At 64.5% G+C, this 13,793-nt stretch carries 8 protein-coding genes, 7 pseudogenes and 1 riboswitch; of the genes and pseudogenes, 10 read left to right on the top strand and 5 right to left on the bottom strand.

Annotated elements, in window-relative coordinates; genetic code table 11:
* Nucleotides 1-72: 72 nt before the first annotated feature.
* Nucleotides 73-741 (top strand): annotated as a pseudogene (locus tag YO9_RS21460) (NAD(P)/FAD-dependent oxidoreductase); the annotation flags it as partial.
* Between the two features lie 153 nt (nt 742-894).
* On the opposite strand, the gene YO9_RS21865 reads toward YO9_RS21460, so the two are convergent.
* Together YO9_RS21865 and YO9_RS21870 are read right to left on the bottom strand one after the other, a co-directional pair.
* Nucleotides 895-1,746 (bottom strand): prolyl oligopeptidase family serine peptidase, encoded by an 852-nt coding sequence (locus YO9_RS21865; protein ID WP_472973939.1) that lies wholly within the window; start codon nt 1,744-1,746, stop codon nt 895-897.
* 117 nt (nt 1,747-1,863) lie between these two features.
* Nucleotides 1,864-3,098 (bottom strand): annotated as a pseudogene (locus YO9_RS21870) (S9 family peptidase); the annotation flags it as partial.
* 414 nt (nt 3,099-3,512) lie between these two features.
* Between YO9_RS21870 and YO9_RS20695 the strand changes: the two are divergent.
* A pseudogene (locus YO9_RS20695) lies at nt 3,513-3,910 on the top strand (CPBP family intramembrane glutamic endopeptidase).
* A gap of 66 nt (nt 3,911-3,976) precedes the next feature.
* Here YO9_RS20695 and YO9_RS0106400 read toward each other — a convergent pair.
* Nucleotides 3,977-4,615, bottom strand: coding sequence for a VOC family protein (locus YO9_RS0106400; RefSeq protein ID WP_031272802.1), 639 nt, complete (start codon nt 4,613-4,615; stop codon nt 3,977-3,979).
* 115 nt (nt 4,616-4,730) lie between these two features.
* Nucleotides 4,731-4,849, top strand: a riboswitch (SAM riboswitch).
* Between the two features lie 76 nt (nt 4,850-4,925).
* On the opposite strand from YO9_RS0106400, the pseudogene YO9_RS0106405 reads away from it, so the two are divergent.
* Nucleotides 4,926-6,315: pseudogene (locus tag YO9_RS0106405) on the top strand (bifunctional o-acetylhomoserine/o-acetylserine sulfhydrylase).
* A 160-nt stretch (nt 6,316-6,475) separates the two neighbouring features.
* Nucleotides 6,476-7,486, top strand: coding sequence for a homoserine O-acetyltransferase MetX (metX, locus tag YO9_RS0106410; RefSeq protein WP_016996733.1), 1,011 nt, complete (start codon nt 6,476-6,478; stop codon nt 7,484-7,486).
* A 9-nt stretch (nt 7,487-7,495) separates the two neighbouring features.
* Here the strand turns inward: metX and YO9_RS0106415 are convergent.
* Nucleotides 7,496-8,281: pseudogene (locus YO9_RS0106415) on the bottom strand (SGNH/GDSL hydrolase family protein).
* A 465-nt stretch (nt 8,282-8,746) separates the two neighbouring features.
* Here YO9_RS0106415 and YO9_RS0106420 point away from each other — a divergent pair.
* The 3 genes from YO9_RS0106420 (at nt 8,747) to YO9_RS0106430 (ending at nt 10,240) form a co-directional block, all read left to right on the top strand.
* A complete protein-coding gene (locus tag YO9_RS0106420; protein WP_016996734.1) occupies nt 8,747-9,100 on the top strand; it encodes an alpha/beta hydrolase in 354 nt (117 codons plus the stop codon).
* Between the two features lie 184 nt (nt 9,101-9,284).
* Nucleotides 9,285-9,638 (top strand): DMT family transporter, encoded by a 354-nt coding sequence (locus YO9_RS0106425; RefSeq protein WP_031272803.1) that lies wholly within the window; start codon nt 9,285-9,287, stop codon nt 9,636-9,638.
* Nucleotides 9,587-10,240 carry a DMT family transporter gene (locus tag YO9_RS0106430; RefSeq protein ID WP_223286217.1) on the top strand — a complete coding sequence of 218 codons (654 nt, stop codon included), beginning with the start codon at nt 9,587-9,589 and terminating at the stop codon, nt 10,238-10,240. The genes YO9_RS0106425 and YO9_RS0106430 overlap by 52 nt, the downstream gene beginning before the upstream one ends.
* Here the strand turns inward: YO9_RS0106430 and YO9_RS0106435 are convergent.
* Nucleotides 10,206-10,466, bottom strand: coding sequence for an RNA-binding S4 domain-containing protein (locus tag YO9_RS0106435; protein ID WP_016996736.1), 261 nt, complete (start codon nt 10,464-10,466; stop codon nt 10,206-10,208). The two genes, YO9_RS0106430 and YO9_RS0106435, sit on opposite strands and share 35 nt — an antisense overlap.
* Before the next feature lie 49 nt (nt 10,467-10,515).
* Here YO9_RS0106435 and YO9_RS0106440 point away from each other — a divergent pair, with 49 nt between their 5' ends.
* The 3 genes and pseudogenes from YO9_RS0106440 (at nt 10,516) to mmsB (ending at nt 13,762) form a co-directional block, all read left to right on the top strand.
* Nucleotides 10,516-11,085 carry a cation efflux transmembrane domain-containing protein gene (locus YO9_RS0106440; RefSeq protein WP_262925605.1) on the top strand — a complete coding sequence of 190 codons (570 nt, stop codon included), beginning with the start codon at nt 10,516-10,518 and terminating at the stop codon, nt 11,083-11,085.
* A 207-nt stretch (nt 11,086-11,292) separates the two neighbouring features.
* A pseudogene (locus YO9_RS0106445) lies at nt 11,293-12,788 on the top strand (CoA-acylating methylmalonate-semialdehyde dehydrogenase).
* Nucleotides 12,789-12,828: 40 nt separating this feature from the next.
* Nucleotides 12,829-13,762, top strand: a pseudogene (gene mmsB, locus YO9_RS0106450) (3-hydroxyisobutyrate dehydrogenase).
* The last annotated feature ends 31 nt before the right edge of the window (nt 13,763-13,793 follow it).

The following is a 13,793-nucleotide window of genomic DNA, read 5'->3' on the forward strand; positions in this document are numbered from 1 at the left end:
CCACGCTGCTCCGGTTCCACTCGCCTGGCCCAGCCCCTTCGTGGTGGCGGGTTCACCGCCGACGTCGCCGCAATGACCGTCCCGGGTCTACGCGCCTTGTCGAGCGAGGAACTTTTCGAGTACTGCCCGGAGCTGGCGGGCAACCCCGAGCGCTACAGTGCAGCGATCATCGACGATTCTGCGGTACGTACCAATGCCACCGCGCTCGTGGAGTGGCACCGACAACGAGCCGAGCAGGCCGGCGTCCGAATCATCACTGGCGCCAAGGTCACGGCGGCAAAGCCATCAGATGACGGAACCTGGGCGCTGACCGCCGGTGACGATCAATTGATAGCTCACACGGTCGTCAACGCAGCCGGTGCATGGGCGGATCAGTTGGCGGAACTGTTCGGTGCGGCACCGCAGCAGTTGCAGCCGCTGCGACGGACCGCGGCTCTGGTTTCTTTGGCTGAGCCTCTGGGCGCGATACATCCGATGGTCGACGACGCCGCATCCGGGTGGTACTACCGCCCCGACGAGGACGGGGCCATGATTTCGTGGGGCGAGGCCGAACCCAGTCCCGCGTGCGATGCCCAGCCCCACCCGAACGCCATCGACGATCTCATTGAAACCGTCGAACGAGAAACGTCTTTGAGGGTCACCGGCGTCCGCAAGGCATGGACTGGCCTGCGTACCGAGGCTCCGTCCGGCGTGCCGATCTGTGGCTGGGATCCGCAGATCAGCAACTTCCTGTGGCTCGCTGGACAGGGAGGCTACGGTTTTCAGACGAGCAGCGCCATGGCCCGTGCCGCCACGGACCTGCTCGTGGATGGCCGGATCGGGGAGTGCTCAGTGCTGACACCGTGGCCGCTCTCCAACCTCAGCCAACCACCAGTTGACCCACGAGGAAACGGTCTAGCCCGTCACACCCAACTGCTCAGCGAGCCACGCGTACTCCCACGCGGTGTCTTTCCACTGGGAATAGCGGCCGGACGCACCGCCGTGGCCGCCGGCCATTTCGCACCGCATCAGCACGGTCTCAGGATGCTCGGCGTGCTCGCGCAGCGCGGCCACCCACTTGGCCGGTTCCACGTAGAGCACGCGGGTGTCGTTGAGGCTCGTCACTGCAAGGACCGGCGGGTAGTTGGCATCCCGCAGATTCTCGTAGGGTGAATAGGAACGCATGTACTCGTAGACCTGCTGGTCTTCCATCGGGTTACCCCACTCCTCCCATTCCAGGGCAGTGAGTGGCAGCTCGGGCATCAACATGGAGGTCAAGGGGTCCACGAACGGCACGGCCGCCAAGGCTCCGCAGTACAACTCGGGAGCAAGATTCAGCACCGCGCCCACGAGCAGACCACCGGCGGAACCGCCGAGGACCGCGATGCGAGCGGCGTCGACATCCTCGCGCTGCGCGAGGTGGCGGGTGACGGCCACGTAGTCCGTGAAGGTGTTCTTCTTGGTGAGTTTCTTGCCGTCGTCGTACCAGGAACGGCCCAGCTCGCCACCGCCGCGCACGTGGGCCACGGCCCACACCACGCCGCGGTCCAGCAGTGACAATCGCGAAATGGAGAATCCGGGGTCGGTACTGACTTCGTACGAACCGTAGGCGTACTGCACCACGGGAGCCGGGACGGAAGCTTCGAGATCGGCTCGGCGGACCAAGGAAATGGGGATGCGCGTGCCGTCCTCGGCGACCGCCCAATCCCGTTCCACCGTGTAATCCGAGGGGTCGTAACCGCCCAACACCGTGGTTTCACGGCGCATGATGGGCGTTCCCACTCCGAATTCATTCAAAGGACCGGAGCCCGGGGCGCCGGTGGGAACATCGTAGATCCGCGGGGGCGTGACAAAGGACGTGTACAACACCCGAACCACCGGGTTCTCGTAACGGGCGGAGACCACGGTTGCCGTGAACAGATCCTCATCGAAGGCGGGTTCCGTAGCCGCCAGAGAGTCCGAGGAGGCTGCACCCTCAACGAGAGAGTCCAGGGCGGTACGCGCAATGAGCCGCACCCGCGGAGTGGTCTCGGAGCGCAGTGACACGACCAAATGGGTGGCGGTGGGTTCGCACGCCTCAATGCGGGTGTGCTCGCTCGCGGGAACCACGTCTATCAGGTCCAGGTCCGCAATGCTCGAGCCTGCTGCGGAGAGGGACATGAGGCTAACCCGGGAATTGGGAGCCTGGTAGTCGTGGGTGAGCAGAACGTAGTCGGTGCCGGCCACAGTGATGGGCTCAGCGGTGTAGAGCACGCGGTCGCTTTCCGGAATCACCGTGAGCCACGGGTCCTGAGGCGCATCAATCCGCCGAATGCGGTACTCGCCGTACTCGGAGCAGGCAGAGACCACCATGAGCCACTGTTTATCCGCGGACAACTCGACGCCCAGCCACAGACCGGGGTTGTCCTCCTGGTAGATCAGCTCGTCCTGCTCGGTGGACGTACCGATCACGTGCCGGTAGACGCGCCACGGCCGCCAGCGTCGTCGACCACCGTGTAGATCAACTCCGAGGCGTCCGGGGTCAGGAAGGCCCCGTAGGAGGTCTGCGTAATGCGGTCTGCCAGCAGCTCGCCGGTGGTCAGGTCCTTGAGGTACACGGTGAACCGTTCGTCACCGGCGGTGTCTTCGGACCATGCAAGTCGTGTGCCGTCCTCGGACACACTGAACGAACCCAGGGCATAGAAGTCGTGGGCCTCTGACGCAGCGTTGGCATCCAGCAGCGTCTGCTCTCCGGGAAGGTGAACACCCGGTTCCACGGTCGGTGGGGTCCACGCCAGCTCGGTGTCACCAACGTCGGACGCGGGAATCCGACAGAAGATCTGGTGCGCACCACCCTCCACGGTGCGAGCGAAATACCACCAGTCCCCGTTGCGGGACGGCACGGACATGTCCGTCTCCTGCGTGCGGCCCTTGATCTCACCGTAGATGTTCTCTCGCAATGGCTGCAGATGAGCCGTCACGGCCTCCGCGTACTCGTTCTCGAGGTCAAGATGGGCCCGTACCTCGTCCGAGTCCTTGTCCCGCAGCCACTCGAAGTGATCGTCGAACGTGTGGTCGTGGAAACTGCGCTGGACGGTACGGCGAACGGCTACGGGATATGAAGGCTTGTCGGAACTCATGCACTCCAGTCTAGGGAGCACGGCACAATGGTGTCCGTGTTGACAGACTCCCCGCACCCCCAACCGCTCGAACAACGCCCCGCCCGCTCTGAACTGTGGTTCCAGATCCTGCTGGTCCTGGGCGTCTCGTTGGGCTCGTCGGCCGTCTACGCCGTACTGAACCTGGCTGAAACAATTTCTCGCGGGCCGCTCTCGGACGCGGAAGCCACGTTGAACCGGGTGCTGAGCCCGGTCCCGGCCATCGATCTCCTCCGACAACTTGCGAGCATCGGTTTCGCTGTGGTACCCGTGGCGCTCGCGCTGTATCTGATGGCCGGGTCGCTACCCAGAATCAAAGGCGTGCTCCGGCGGATCGGCGTGGATGGTCGCCATCCGCTGCGCGACGCAGCCTGGGGAGTCGGCCTGTTCTTGGTCATGGGGCTGGGAACCCTGGGGCTCTACCAGGCAGGTCGCGCGCTGGGTCTCACCGCGGCCATCAACACTTCGGCCCTCGACGAGCACTGGTGGACCGTGCCCGTCCTGATTCTCTCCGCGCTGCGCCACAGCTTGGTCGAGGAGATCATCGTCGTGGCGTTCCTGTGCGATCGACTGCGTCGGATCGGATGGTCCTGGGTCACCATCGCGGTGGTCACCTCAGTCTTCCGCGCCAGTTACCACCTCTACCAAGGCTTCGGCCGGCCCTCGGCAACCTGGTCATGGGTCTGGTGTTCGTGTGGGTCTACCGCCGCTACGGCCGACTCGCGTCGCTGCTCATCGCCCACGCACTCTTGGACATCACTGGTTTCCTGCTCCCGCAACTTCTCGCCGGTTAACGAACGACGACGCCGCTGCCGCAACTTTTCGCTCGAAAAAGTCGCGGCAGCGGCGTCGTCAGAAAACTAAATGGTGACCTGGCCGTCCGGCGTGGTGAAGGAAACGGCCATCACGCCCGGGGTGCCGTTGGGGGAGCACCAGGTGACGTCCAGCGAGGCCAGGACGTCCTCGACCGGGCCGCCCAACCACTCGGTCACGCGCTCCGGGGAACCCGCGATTTCCATACCGGCCAGCTGGACGTCCGTGATGCGGGCCTGGGAAGGGTGCATATCGGACTCGGAATCGAAACGGACCATGAACGGCAACTGCGGGTCCGCGATCAGACCCTTCACGCCGATCTGGTGCCACTCCAGCTGACGGCCGTCCGGGAACAACCGGAAACCGGGAACGGAGGGGCGGCCCAACTTCTCCTCGTAGGGTGTGAGGTCCTGAACCTCGACCACCCAACCGAGCCAGCCGCCGCCGGCCTCGGAACGCGCGCGGACGGCCTGACCGAACGGGGCCTTGTCTGCGGCGGGGTGCTCGAGAACCTCGACCACCTCCACGTACTGGTGACCCGTGAGGGGCAGGATCATGTTTCGCGTACCGAAGCGCGGGTGGATGCCGCCCTTGACCGGCTCGATCCCTAGCTGATCGGCAATCCGTTCCGTGGTGGCTTCAAGACCATCGGATTGTGCTGCGAATGAGACATGATCCAGTTTCATGGTCACATCGTGGCACCGCGCACAGTGGTCTCCAAATCGAGAGCTGAAACATGACCGTGTGACGTGTGTAACTCAGCTTGACGTTCTAGGTACCGGCTCCGGACAATGAAGAGCAGGTCACGAGAGTCAGCGAGAAGCCCCAGCTAGCTGACCGGCAACCCTCCCTCCGCGGTGGGGTGCCCTGGGTGAGGACCAGGCCGCACCGAAATACTTCGGTGTTGGCAAGCGCGGGTCACAGGTGCCCGATCGCTGCACGGGCACCGTGCTGCGGATCGTTCACCGGGCCCCTGATCCTGAGAGGGAGTGCGGTATGAGCCCCGCAGCCACCCCGTCCAGCCCAGAGGGTTGGGCCTTCGAAACTCGACAGATCCACGCTGGTCAGGAGCCTGATCCCACCACGGGTTCCCGGGCACTGCCGATCCACCAGACCACGTCCTACGTGTTCCCCGATGCCGAGACGGCGGCCAACCGTTTTGCCCTGGCGGAACTTGGCCCCATCTACACCCGCCTGACGAACCCGACCACGGAAGTGGTCGAGAACCGCGTGCTCCCTGGAGGGAGGCGTGGGTGCGCTCATGCTCAGCTCGGGCCAGGCCGCGTCCACGTTCGCGATCCTCAACCTGGGGGGCGCCGGAACACACGTGGTGGCCAGCCCGTCCATGTACGGCGGAACGTACAACCTGTTGCGTCATACCCTGCCCAAGCTGGGCGTGGAAACCACCTTCGTGTCCGACCCGGACGATCCCCAGGCATGGCGTGCCGCGGTCCAACCCAACACCGTGGCGTTCTTCGGGGAGTCCATCCCCAATCCGCGCAACGACGTGCTGGATATCGAGACCATTTCCGCCATCGCCCACGAATCCGGTGTGCCGCTGATCGTGGACAACACGATCGCTACGCCGTACCTGATCCGCCCGATCGAGTGGGGCGCGGACATCGTGGTGCATTCCGCGACCAAGTTCATGGGCGGTCATGGCACGTCCATCGGCGGCATGATCGTGGACGCGGGCAACTTCGATTTCGGCCAGGACCCGCAGCGCTTCCCGGCTTTCAACGAACCGGACGATTCCTACAACGGCTTGGTCTATGCACAGGCCCTCGGCAAGGACGGCATCTTCGGAGTGAACCTGTCCTACATCCTCAAGGCGCGTGTGCAGTTGCTGCGCGACCTGGGGTCGTCGATTTCACCGTTCAACGCGTTCCTCATCGAGCAGGGCATCGAGACACTGTCCCTGCGCATGGATCGTCACGTGGCTAATGCCCAGAAGGTCGCGGAGTGGCTCGAAGCGCGCGACGACGTCCGCGCCGTCTCCTACGCCGGTCTCACGACCTCGCCGTGGCACGAACGCGGCAAGAAATACTCACCCAAGGGCGCCGGTTCCGTGCTCGGCTTCGTCCTGGACGGCGGCCGGGAGGCGGGCACCGCGTTCGTCGATGCGCTGACCCTGCACTCGAACGTGGCCAATATTGGCGATGCACGCTCATTGGTGATCCACCCTGCCTCCACCACGCACTCGCAGCTGACGGACGAGGAACAGCGTGCCACCGGCATCGAGCCCGGGTTTGTGCGACTGTCCGTGGGCTTGGAGTCCATCGATGACATCCTGGCCGACCTGGAGTCCGGCTTCGAGGCCGTGGCCCCGCTGGGAGTCCCCGCGGCGGCGGCGTCGTCGTCCGGTGAAGGAGGACCGCAGGCGTGACCATCGTGGGAGGCGGGACCACCGATTCGCTCGTGCGCGAGGACGGCGTAGTGGGCTATATCGACGTGGGTCCTATAACTATGGAATCCGGGTACCGCCTCCCTCGCGGGCGCTGGCCTACGAAACGTGGGGCAGACTCAACGACGACGCCTCCAACGCCGTGCTGATCGAACACGCACTCACGGGCGACTCACACGTGGCGCGCGGTCAGTCGCGTGAGCACGCACCCGAAGTAGAACGCCTGGCCGCCGAGGCCGGAGGCTGGTGGGACGGCCTGGTGGGACCGGGAGCGGCCATCGACACCGATAAGTACTTTGTGGTGTGCGCGAACATCCTGGGCGGCTGCTACGGCAGTACCGGTCCGGCCACCCAGGCTCCACCCGAGGTGGACCCGGAACGGAAGCCGTGGGGATCTCGGTTCCCGCGGGTCACCGTGCGGGACACGGTCACTGCGGAGGCCGTGCTCTCCGACGCCCTGGGCGTCGAGCGCTGGCGATTGGTGATCGGCGGCTCCATGGGTGGCGCTCGCGCCCTCGAATGGGCCGTGATGTACCCGGACCGCGTGGCCGCGTGTGGCGTGATTGCCGCGTGCCCCTCCGCCAGCGCAGAACTGCTCGCGTGGGGCCAGGCACAGGCGCTCGCCATCCGCCAGGACCCGAATTTCCGTGGCGGCGACTACTACGACGGCGAATTTCCTGAAGCCGGGCTGGGACTGGCGCGGCGCATCGCGCACATCACCTACCGTTCGGCGGCGGAGTTGCACTACCGCTTCGGCCGTGAGGCCCAAATCAACGAGGACGTGGACGCAACCCACACCGCGCAGCGTGGCCGCTATCGCGTGGAGAGTTACCTGGACCACCAGGCGTCCAAACTGGCCGGGCGCTTCGACGCGAACTCGTACCTGAGCGTGAACGAGACCTTGATGTCCCACGACGTAACGCGCGGTCGCGGCAGCCTGGAAGAAGTCCTGGCCGGCACCTCGTGCGAGTGGCTCGTGGCCGGGGTCGACTCGGACCGGCTGTTCTTCCCGGCGGAATCGGCGGAACTCGTGCGTGCGTTGCCCGGTGACCAGACATTGCACATGATCAGCTCACCCAGCGGGCACGACGGGTTCCTGATCGAAGCGCCTCAGCTGGGCATGCTGCTCAAAAAGACGGTGCTGAAGGACTAGTCCTCGGTCCTATTCTTGTTCTGCGGCGCTGGGGTCCTCGCCGGCACCAGGGATGACCGCGCGACCGAACTCCGGGCGCTTGGCCGTGACGTAGTCACCGGAGCTGCGCTTAGTGATGCGGCGGGCCACCCACGGCGCGAAGTGCTTGCGCGCCCACACGAGGTCATCGCGGCGGACCTCACGCTTGCTCCGGGCGGGCTTTTGTTCCAGGACATCGGGGACCAGGCCGTGATCGATGCCCAGAGAATCCAGGACTTCCACCGCGATTCGCTGATGCCCCAGCGGTGAGAAATGCAGCCGGTCGGGCGCCCACATGAGCGGGTCACCCAGTTCGTGCAGGCCCAGAGGTCGGTCATGACCGCACCGTGGCGTGCGGCGATCACGCGCACGTTCTCGTTCCAAATGGCCACTCGGCCGCGAATACTACGCAGCACGGGCGTGTTGCCCAGATCAGGTCCGTTGAACATCACCACGGTGGCACCGGTCTCCGCGATCTGCGTGATCACGCCGTCCAGTTTCTGGGCGATGGCGTCCGGGTCCGCTCCGGGGCGAAGCATGTCGTTACCGCCCGCGCTGATGGTCACCAGATCGGGGTTCAGCGCCAGGGCCGGTTCCAGCTGTTCATCGATGATGGGTTGGTAGAGGCGTCCGCGAATGGCCAGGTTGGCGTAGGCGAAGTCATCCGTGAGCCGGTCCAGTTCTTCGGCAACGCGGTCCGCCCAACCGCGGTGCCGCCGGGGACCTGCTCGTCCGGGTCGCCCACGCCTTCCGTGAAGGATCGCCGATCGACACCATGCGGTGCCAGGGGTGGGACGGGGGAGTGGAGTGTTCTTCTTGCTTGCTGTTTTCGGAGTGATCGTCGTGCTCGGGGGGAGTATCAGGTAAAGCCATATGCGCTTTTCTACCACTCACCATCCAGTGATGCACGGGCCGAATATGAGGCACCCGCGAGTCATGTCAGGATGGTCACATGAGTGATACTCCGTTTGTGATCTGGAACAACGAGCCCGCCCAACGTGCCGACACCCCGCTCGTGGTGTTGTTCCACGGCTACGGATCCCACGAAGAGGATCTGATGGCCTTGATCCCGGCCCTGCTACCGGGCGCCACGTACGCATCCGTGCGGGCACCGCAGCGAGCGCAAATGGGATTCCAATGGTTCCCGTTGTCAGCGGACGCGAGTTTCTCGACCGAGGCAGTGGTGGACTCGGTTCGTCCCGTGGCGGCGTGGGTCGAGGAACAAGCCAAGAACACTCCCGGGTGTTCTTGTTGGGCTTCTCCCAGGGCATGGCGGTCGCCACGAGCGTGGCGCGGCACATTCCCGAAACTGTGGACGCCGTGGTCGGCCTGTCCGGTTTCGTCGTGCCGATCGCCGACGACGACGCTCACGCGGACTTCTTCCGCGACACTTACCTCAAGGAGCACCCCCTGCAGATGTTCTGGGGCCGCGACCCCGAGGACCCGGTCATCCCGCAGGCCATGGTGGATGCAACGGCGGACTGGTGCGTTGATCATGCCGAGGTCACCAAGGTGCAGTACCGGGGAATCGGTCATGGCGTGTCCCCGCAGGAGCTCGGCCACATCAAGGAGTACCTGCAGCACGTGGTGCGCTGACGCACACCGGTTCCACGTCACGACTCCGGAACGAGCCCGATTGCTACGAAGCGTGACAGGCGGCGTGCCCTGAGGGGTACGCCGCGCCTACATTGGGCGCCATGACTGTTCAGACCACGGTGGAATCCAAGACTTCCCCTGCGCCCGGAAATAAGAAGCCCCCGGTGCGTCCGCGCGCGGTGCCGTGGCACTGACCGTGGGGCTCGTTGTGAGTCTGCTCGCGGGCACGGCTCAGGCGTTGCAGTCCAGGGTCAACGGCGAGTTGGGGCATGCGGTGAGCGACCCCTACGGAGCCGCCCTGGTCAGCTTTTCCTCCGCGTTCCTGATCATCCTGGTCGTGACCATCGTGACTCCCGCCGGACGACGGGGTGCTTCTCGAATTCCCGCGGCGGTGAAGAGCGGCGAGGTTCCGTGGTGGTATCTCACCGCGGGTGTGTTGGGCGGCTTCATGATCGTCACCCAAGCGATGACCACGGTGTCCTGGGCTTGTCCGTCTACATCCTGGGGCTCGTGTTCGGCAAGTCGGTCGGTTCGCTGATCGTCGACCGCTTTGGCGTGGGCCCGGGTGGCGTGAAATACCTGACCGGTTATCGCGTGGTCGGCACCGCCATCATCATTGTGGCGGCGCTGGTGGCCATGACGCCTCGCTTCGCCGCGACCGACCTGGCGGCATCGCTGCCGCTACTCATTCTCTTTGCCACGCTGTCCGTGCTGGCCGGACTGGGTAACGCGATCATGACCGCCTGGAATGCGGGGATCGGCGCCAAGGCCGGTACACCCATCACTCCCACTCTCACGAACTTCGCTGCGGGTACGCTCGCGCTGATCGTGACCGTGTTGATTGCGCGCAGTATTTCGGATCCCGGCCCGTGGGTCTGGCCTGGCCAATGGTGGCTCTACGCCGGTGGCATCTTGGGCATCATCCACGTGGCTGCATCCAGCGTGCTGCCCAAGCACTTCGGGGTGTTGGAGACCAGCCTGGGCATGGTCGCGGGCATGTTGATTTCCGCCCTGGTCCTGGACCTCGTTGTGCCCACGCCCAACACGATCGTCACGCCGGTCACGATCATCGGAACGCTGGTGACCCTGGTGGGACTGGTGGTCGTTACGCTTCCGTGGAAGCCTCGCCCGCAGAACTGATGATCTTCACCGCTGGGAGGTCAGCTCCCAGGACTTCAATGACATCGCCGTGGTGCAACTGTGCACCGCGGCGATGTTCTTCTTTGCCGTTCACGATCACTACGCCTTCGGAAATGAGCTCCTTGGCGTGGTTGCCGTCCTCTGCGAGGTTGGCGAGCTTGAGCGCCTGACCCAGGCGGATCATCTCGTCGCGGATGGGCAGTTCTTCGGTAGTCTCTTCGCTCATGGGTCCATCTTCTCAGCTCGTTCGTTCGCTCCGCATCACGGTGTTGGTGGTGGCACTGTTGAACCTCGCCTACTTCTTCGTGGAGATGGGAGTGGCCCTCCATATCGGTTCGGTCGCGCTCTTCGCGGACGGAGTGGACTTCCTGGAAGACGTGGCCATCAACCTGCTCATCTTCATTGCTCTCGGGTGGTCGGTGCGCGCGCAGTCCATGGCAGGACGCGTCATGGCAGTCATTATTCTCATCCCCGCGTTTGCCGCGGCCGTTCAGCTGGTCCGCAAAGCCTTCGATCCGCAGGCACCGGACCCCTTCCTGCTGGCGATCACCGCCGGGGGAGCGGCCGTGATCAACCTCGTATGCGCGCTGCTCCTTGCCCGCCACCGGAAAAACGCCGGATCCATGGGCACCGCGGCGTTCCTCGCGGCTCGCAATGACGTGCTCATCAATGTGGCCATCATCCTGATGGGCGGGATTACCGCCCTGACCAGGTCCGGTTGGCCGGACATCATCCTGGGGCTGTTCATTGTGATCCTGACCTTCTTTGCCGCGCGTGAGGTCTGGGAGGCCGCTGAAGAGGAGAGTCTGGGCGCCAAGGCGCTCGCGGGTGAAGACATCGACTGACCCGTCAACATAACTGCGTCTTCGCACGCAGTGTGATCGCAGGTCCGGCACCGACGAATCAACCCGCCCCAATCGCGGGACCGCACCGAGCGGCGTCGTCGGGTGAATGAACCTAAAAAATTAGTTGCATGTCCAATGGTTTGTCGTTAGATTATCTGTGAGACACACGTCACAGCGCGACGCACCAACCATCTCAGGAGAGCACCAATGACTCAGGTTCCTCACTTCATTTCCGGCCGCCGCGTAGAAGGCGCGTCCGGTCGCTTCCAAGACGTCTACAACCCGGTCAAGGGTGAGGTCGCCGCTCAGGTGCCCCTCGCGTCCGTCGAGGAAGTAGAGAACGCGATCGACTCCTCGCAGCAGGCTTTCGCCAAATGGTCCACCACCAATGCCCAGCGCCGCGGTCGCGTGTTGCTCAAGTGGGTGGATCTCATCAACGAGAACATGGATGAGCTCGCCACACTGTTGTCCAACGAGCACGGCAAGACCTTCCCGGATGCCAAGGGCGACATCCAGCGAGGCGTGGAAGTGGTCGAGTTCGCTGCAGGTGCACCCCACCTGCTCAAGGGTGAGTACTCGACCGCTGCCGGTACCGGCATCGACGTGCACTCGCTGCGTCAGCCGCTCGGTGTGGTCGCGGGAATCACTCCGTTCAACTTCCCGGCCATGATCCCGCTGTGGAAGGCCGGCATCGCCCTGGCCGCCGGTAACACCTTTGTCCTCAAGCCCTCCGAGCGTGACCCATCCGTGCCGGTTCGCCTGGCCGAGTTGGCTCTCGATGCAGGCATGCCCGAGGGCACCCTGAACGTGATCCACGGTGACAAGACCGCGGTGGACACCCTCATCGAAGATCCCCGGGTCAAGGCCATCGGATTCGTCGGTTCCTCTCCGATTGCCCAGTCGATCTACATGGGTGCGGCCAAGCACAACAAGCGGGCGCAGTGCTTCGGCGGCGCCAAGAACCACATGGTGATCATGCCGGATGCAGATCTCGAGCAGGCTGCGGACGCTCTTATGGGCGCCGCGTACGGCTCCGCCGGTGAGCGCTGCATGGCCATCTCGGTGGCGGTTCCCGTGGGCGAGGCCACCGCGGACAAGCTCGTGGAACTGTTGCGCGAGCGGATCGACAAGCTCACCTTGGGCCCGTCGCTGGACGAATCTTCGGACTTCGGCCCCGTGGTCGGCAAGGACGCCAAGGAGCGCATCGAGAATTACATCGGAATCGGCGTGGACGAGGGCGCCGAGCTGCTCGTGGACGGCCGCGGTGCGACCGTCGACGGCCACCCCAACGGTTTCTGGGTCGTGCCACGCTCTTCGACCGCGTCACCCCGGACATGCGAATCTACAAGGAAGAGATCTTCGGCCCGGTACTGTGCATCGCCCGCGCCGCTGACTACGAGGAAGCGCTGCGTCTGCCCAGCGAGCACGAGTACGGCAATGGCGTGGCCATCTTCACCCGCGACGGTGACACCGCACGCGACTTCACCACCCGCGTGGAGGTCGGCATGGTGGGCGTCAACGTTCCGATTCCGGTGCCCATCGCGTACTACACCTTCGGTGGCTGGAAGGCCTCGGGCTTCGGCGACCTGAACCAGCACGGTACGGACGGTCTGAAGTTCTACACCAAGACCAAGACGGTCACCACGCGCTGGCCTTCGGGTGCCAAGGAAGGCGCCAGCTTCGTGATGCCCGAAGGCAGCTGACCCGCGCCGAGTCCCTGATTTCTCAACTCGAAGGAGAGTCATGAACACTTCACCGACAGTCAACCCGCCGAACGTTGCGTTCCTGGGACTGGGTCACATGGGTGGTCCCATGGCCGTGAACCTGGTGCAAGCGGGAGTACCCGTGACGGGATTCGATGTGGTCCCGGCCGCGCTCGACATCGCTCGCGAGAACGGCATCACCGTGGCGGACAGCCCGCAGGAGGCCGTGCGGGGCGCACAGGTCATCATCACCATGTTCCCGTCCGGCAAGCACGTCAAGGATGCCTACACGGTGCCGACGCGCCGAGGGCCTTCTCGCGGCGGCCCCGGCAGGTGCCACGTTCCTGGATTGCTCGACCATCAACATTTCCGAGGCGCAAGAGGTGGCCACCCTGGCCAAGGAGGCCGGTTTCAAGGCGGCCGACGCCCCGGTCTCCGGCGGTGTAGTGGGTGCACAGGCAGGCACGCTCGCGTTCATGGTGGGTGCCCCGCACGACGTCTACCAGGAGATCCACCCGCTTCTGGACATCATGGGCGCCCGCATCGTGCACTGCGGTGACAACGGCATGGGGCAGGCCGCCAAGATCTGCAACAACATGATCCTGGGGATCTCCATGGTGGCCGTCAGCGAGGCCTTCGTTCTGGCTGAGAAGCTCGGACTCGAACACCAGGCCATGTACGACGTGGTGTCCAAGGCCTCCGGTCAATGCTGGGCCCTGACCACCAACTGCCCGGTGCCCGGACCCGTTCCTACGAGCCCGGCCAACAACGACTACCAGCCCGGTTTTGGTGGTGCGCTGATGTCCAAGGATCTCAACTTGGCTGTCACCGCCATTGAGCAGACGGGCGTGGACGCTCAGATGGGTCAGTTGGCGGCGGATATTTACAAGAAGTTCTCGGAGGGTGAGGGCGCCCGCCAGGACTTCTCGGGAATCATCAACACCATTCGTGAGGACAGCGACGACAAGAAGTAGCGTCCCCACACAACTCGGGCCCCGCCTCCAC

The sequence above is a fragment of the Kocuria atrinae C3-8 genome (assembly GCF_000286355.1).
Classification (GTDB): domain Bacteria; phylum Actinomycetota; class Actinomycetes; order Actinomycetales; family Micrococcaceae; genus Kocuria; species Kocuria atrinae_A.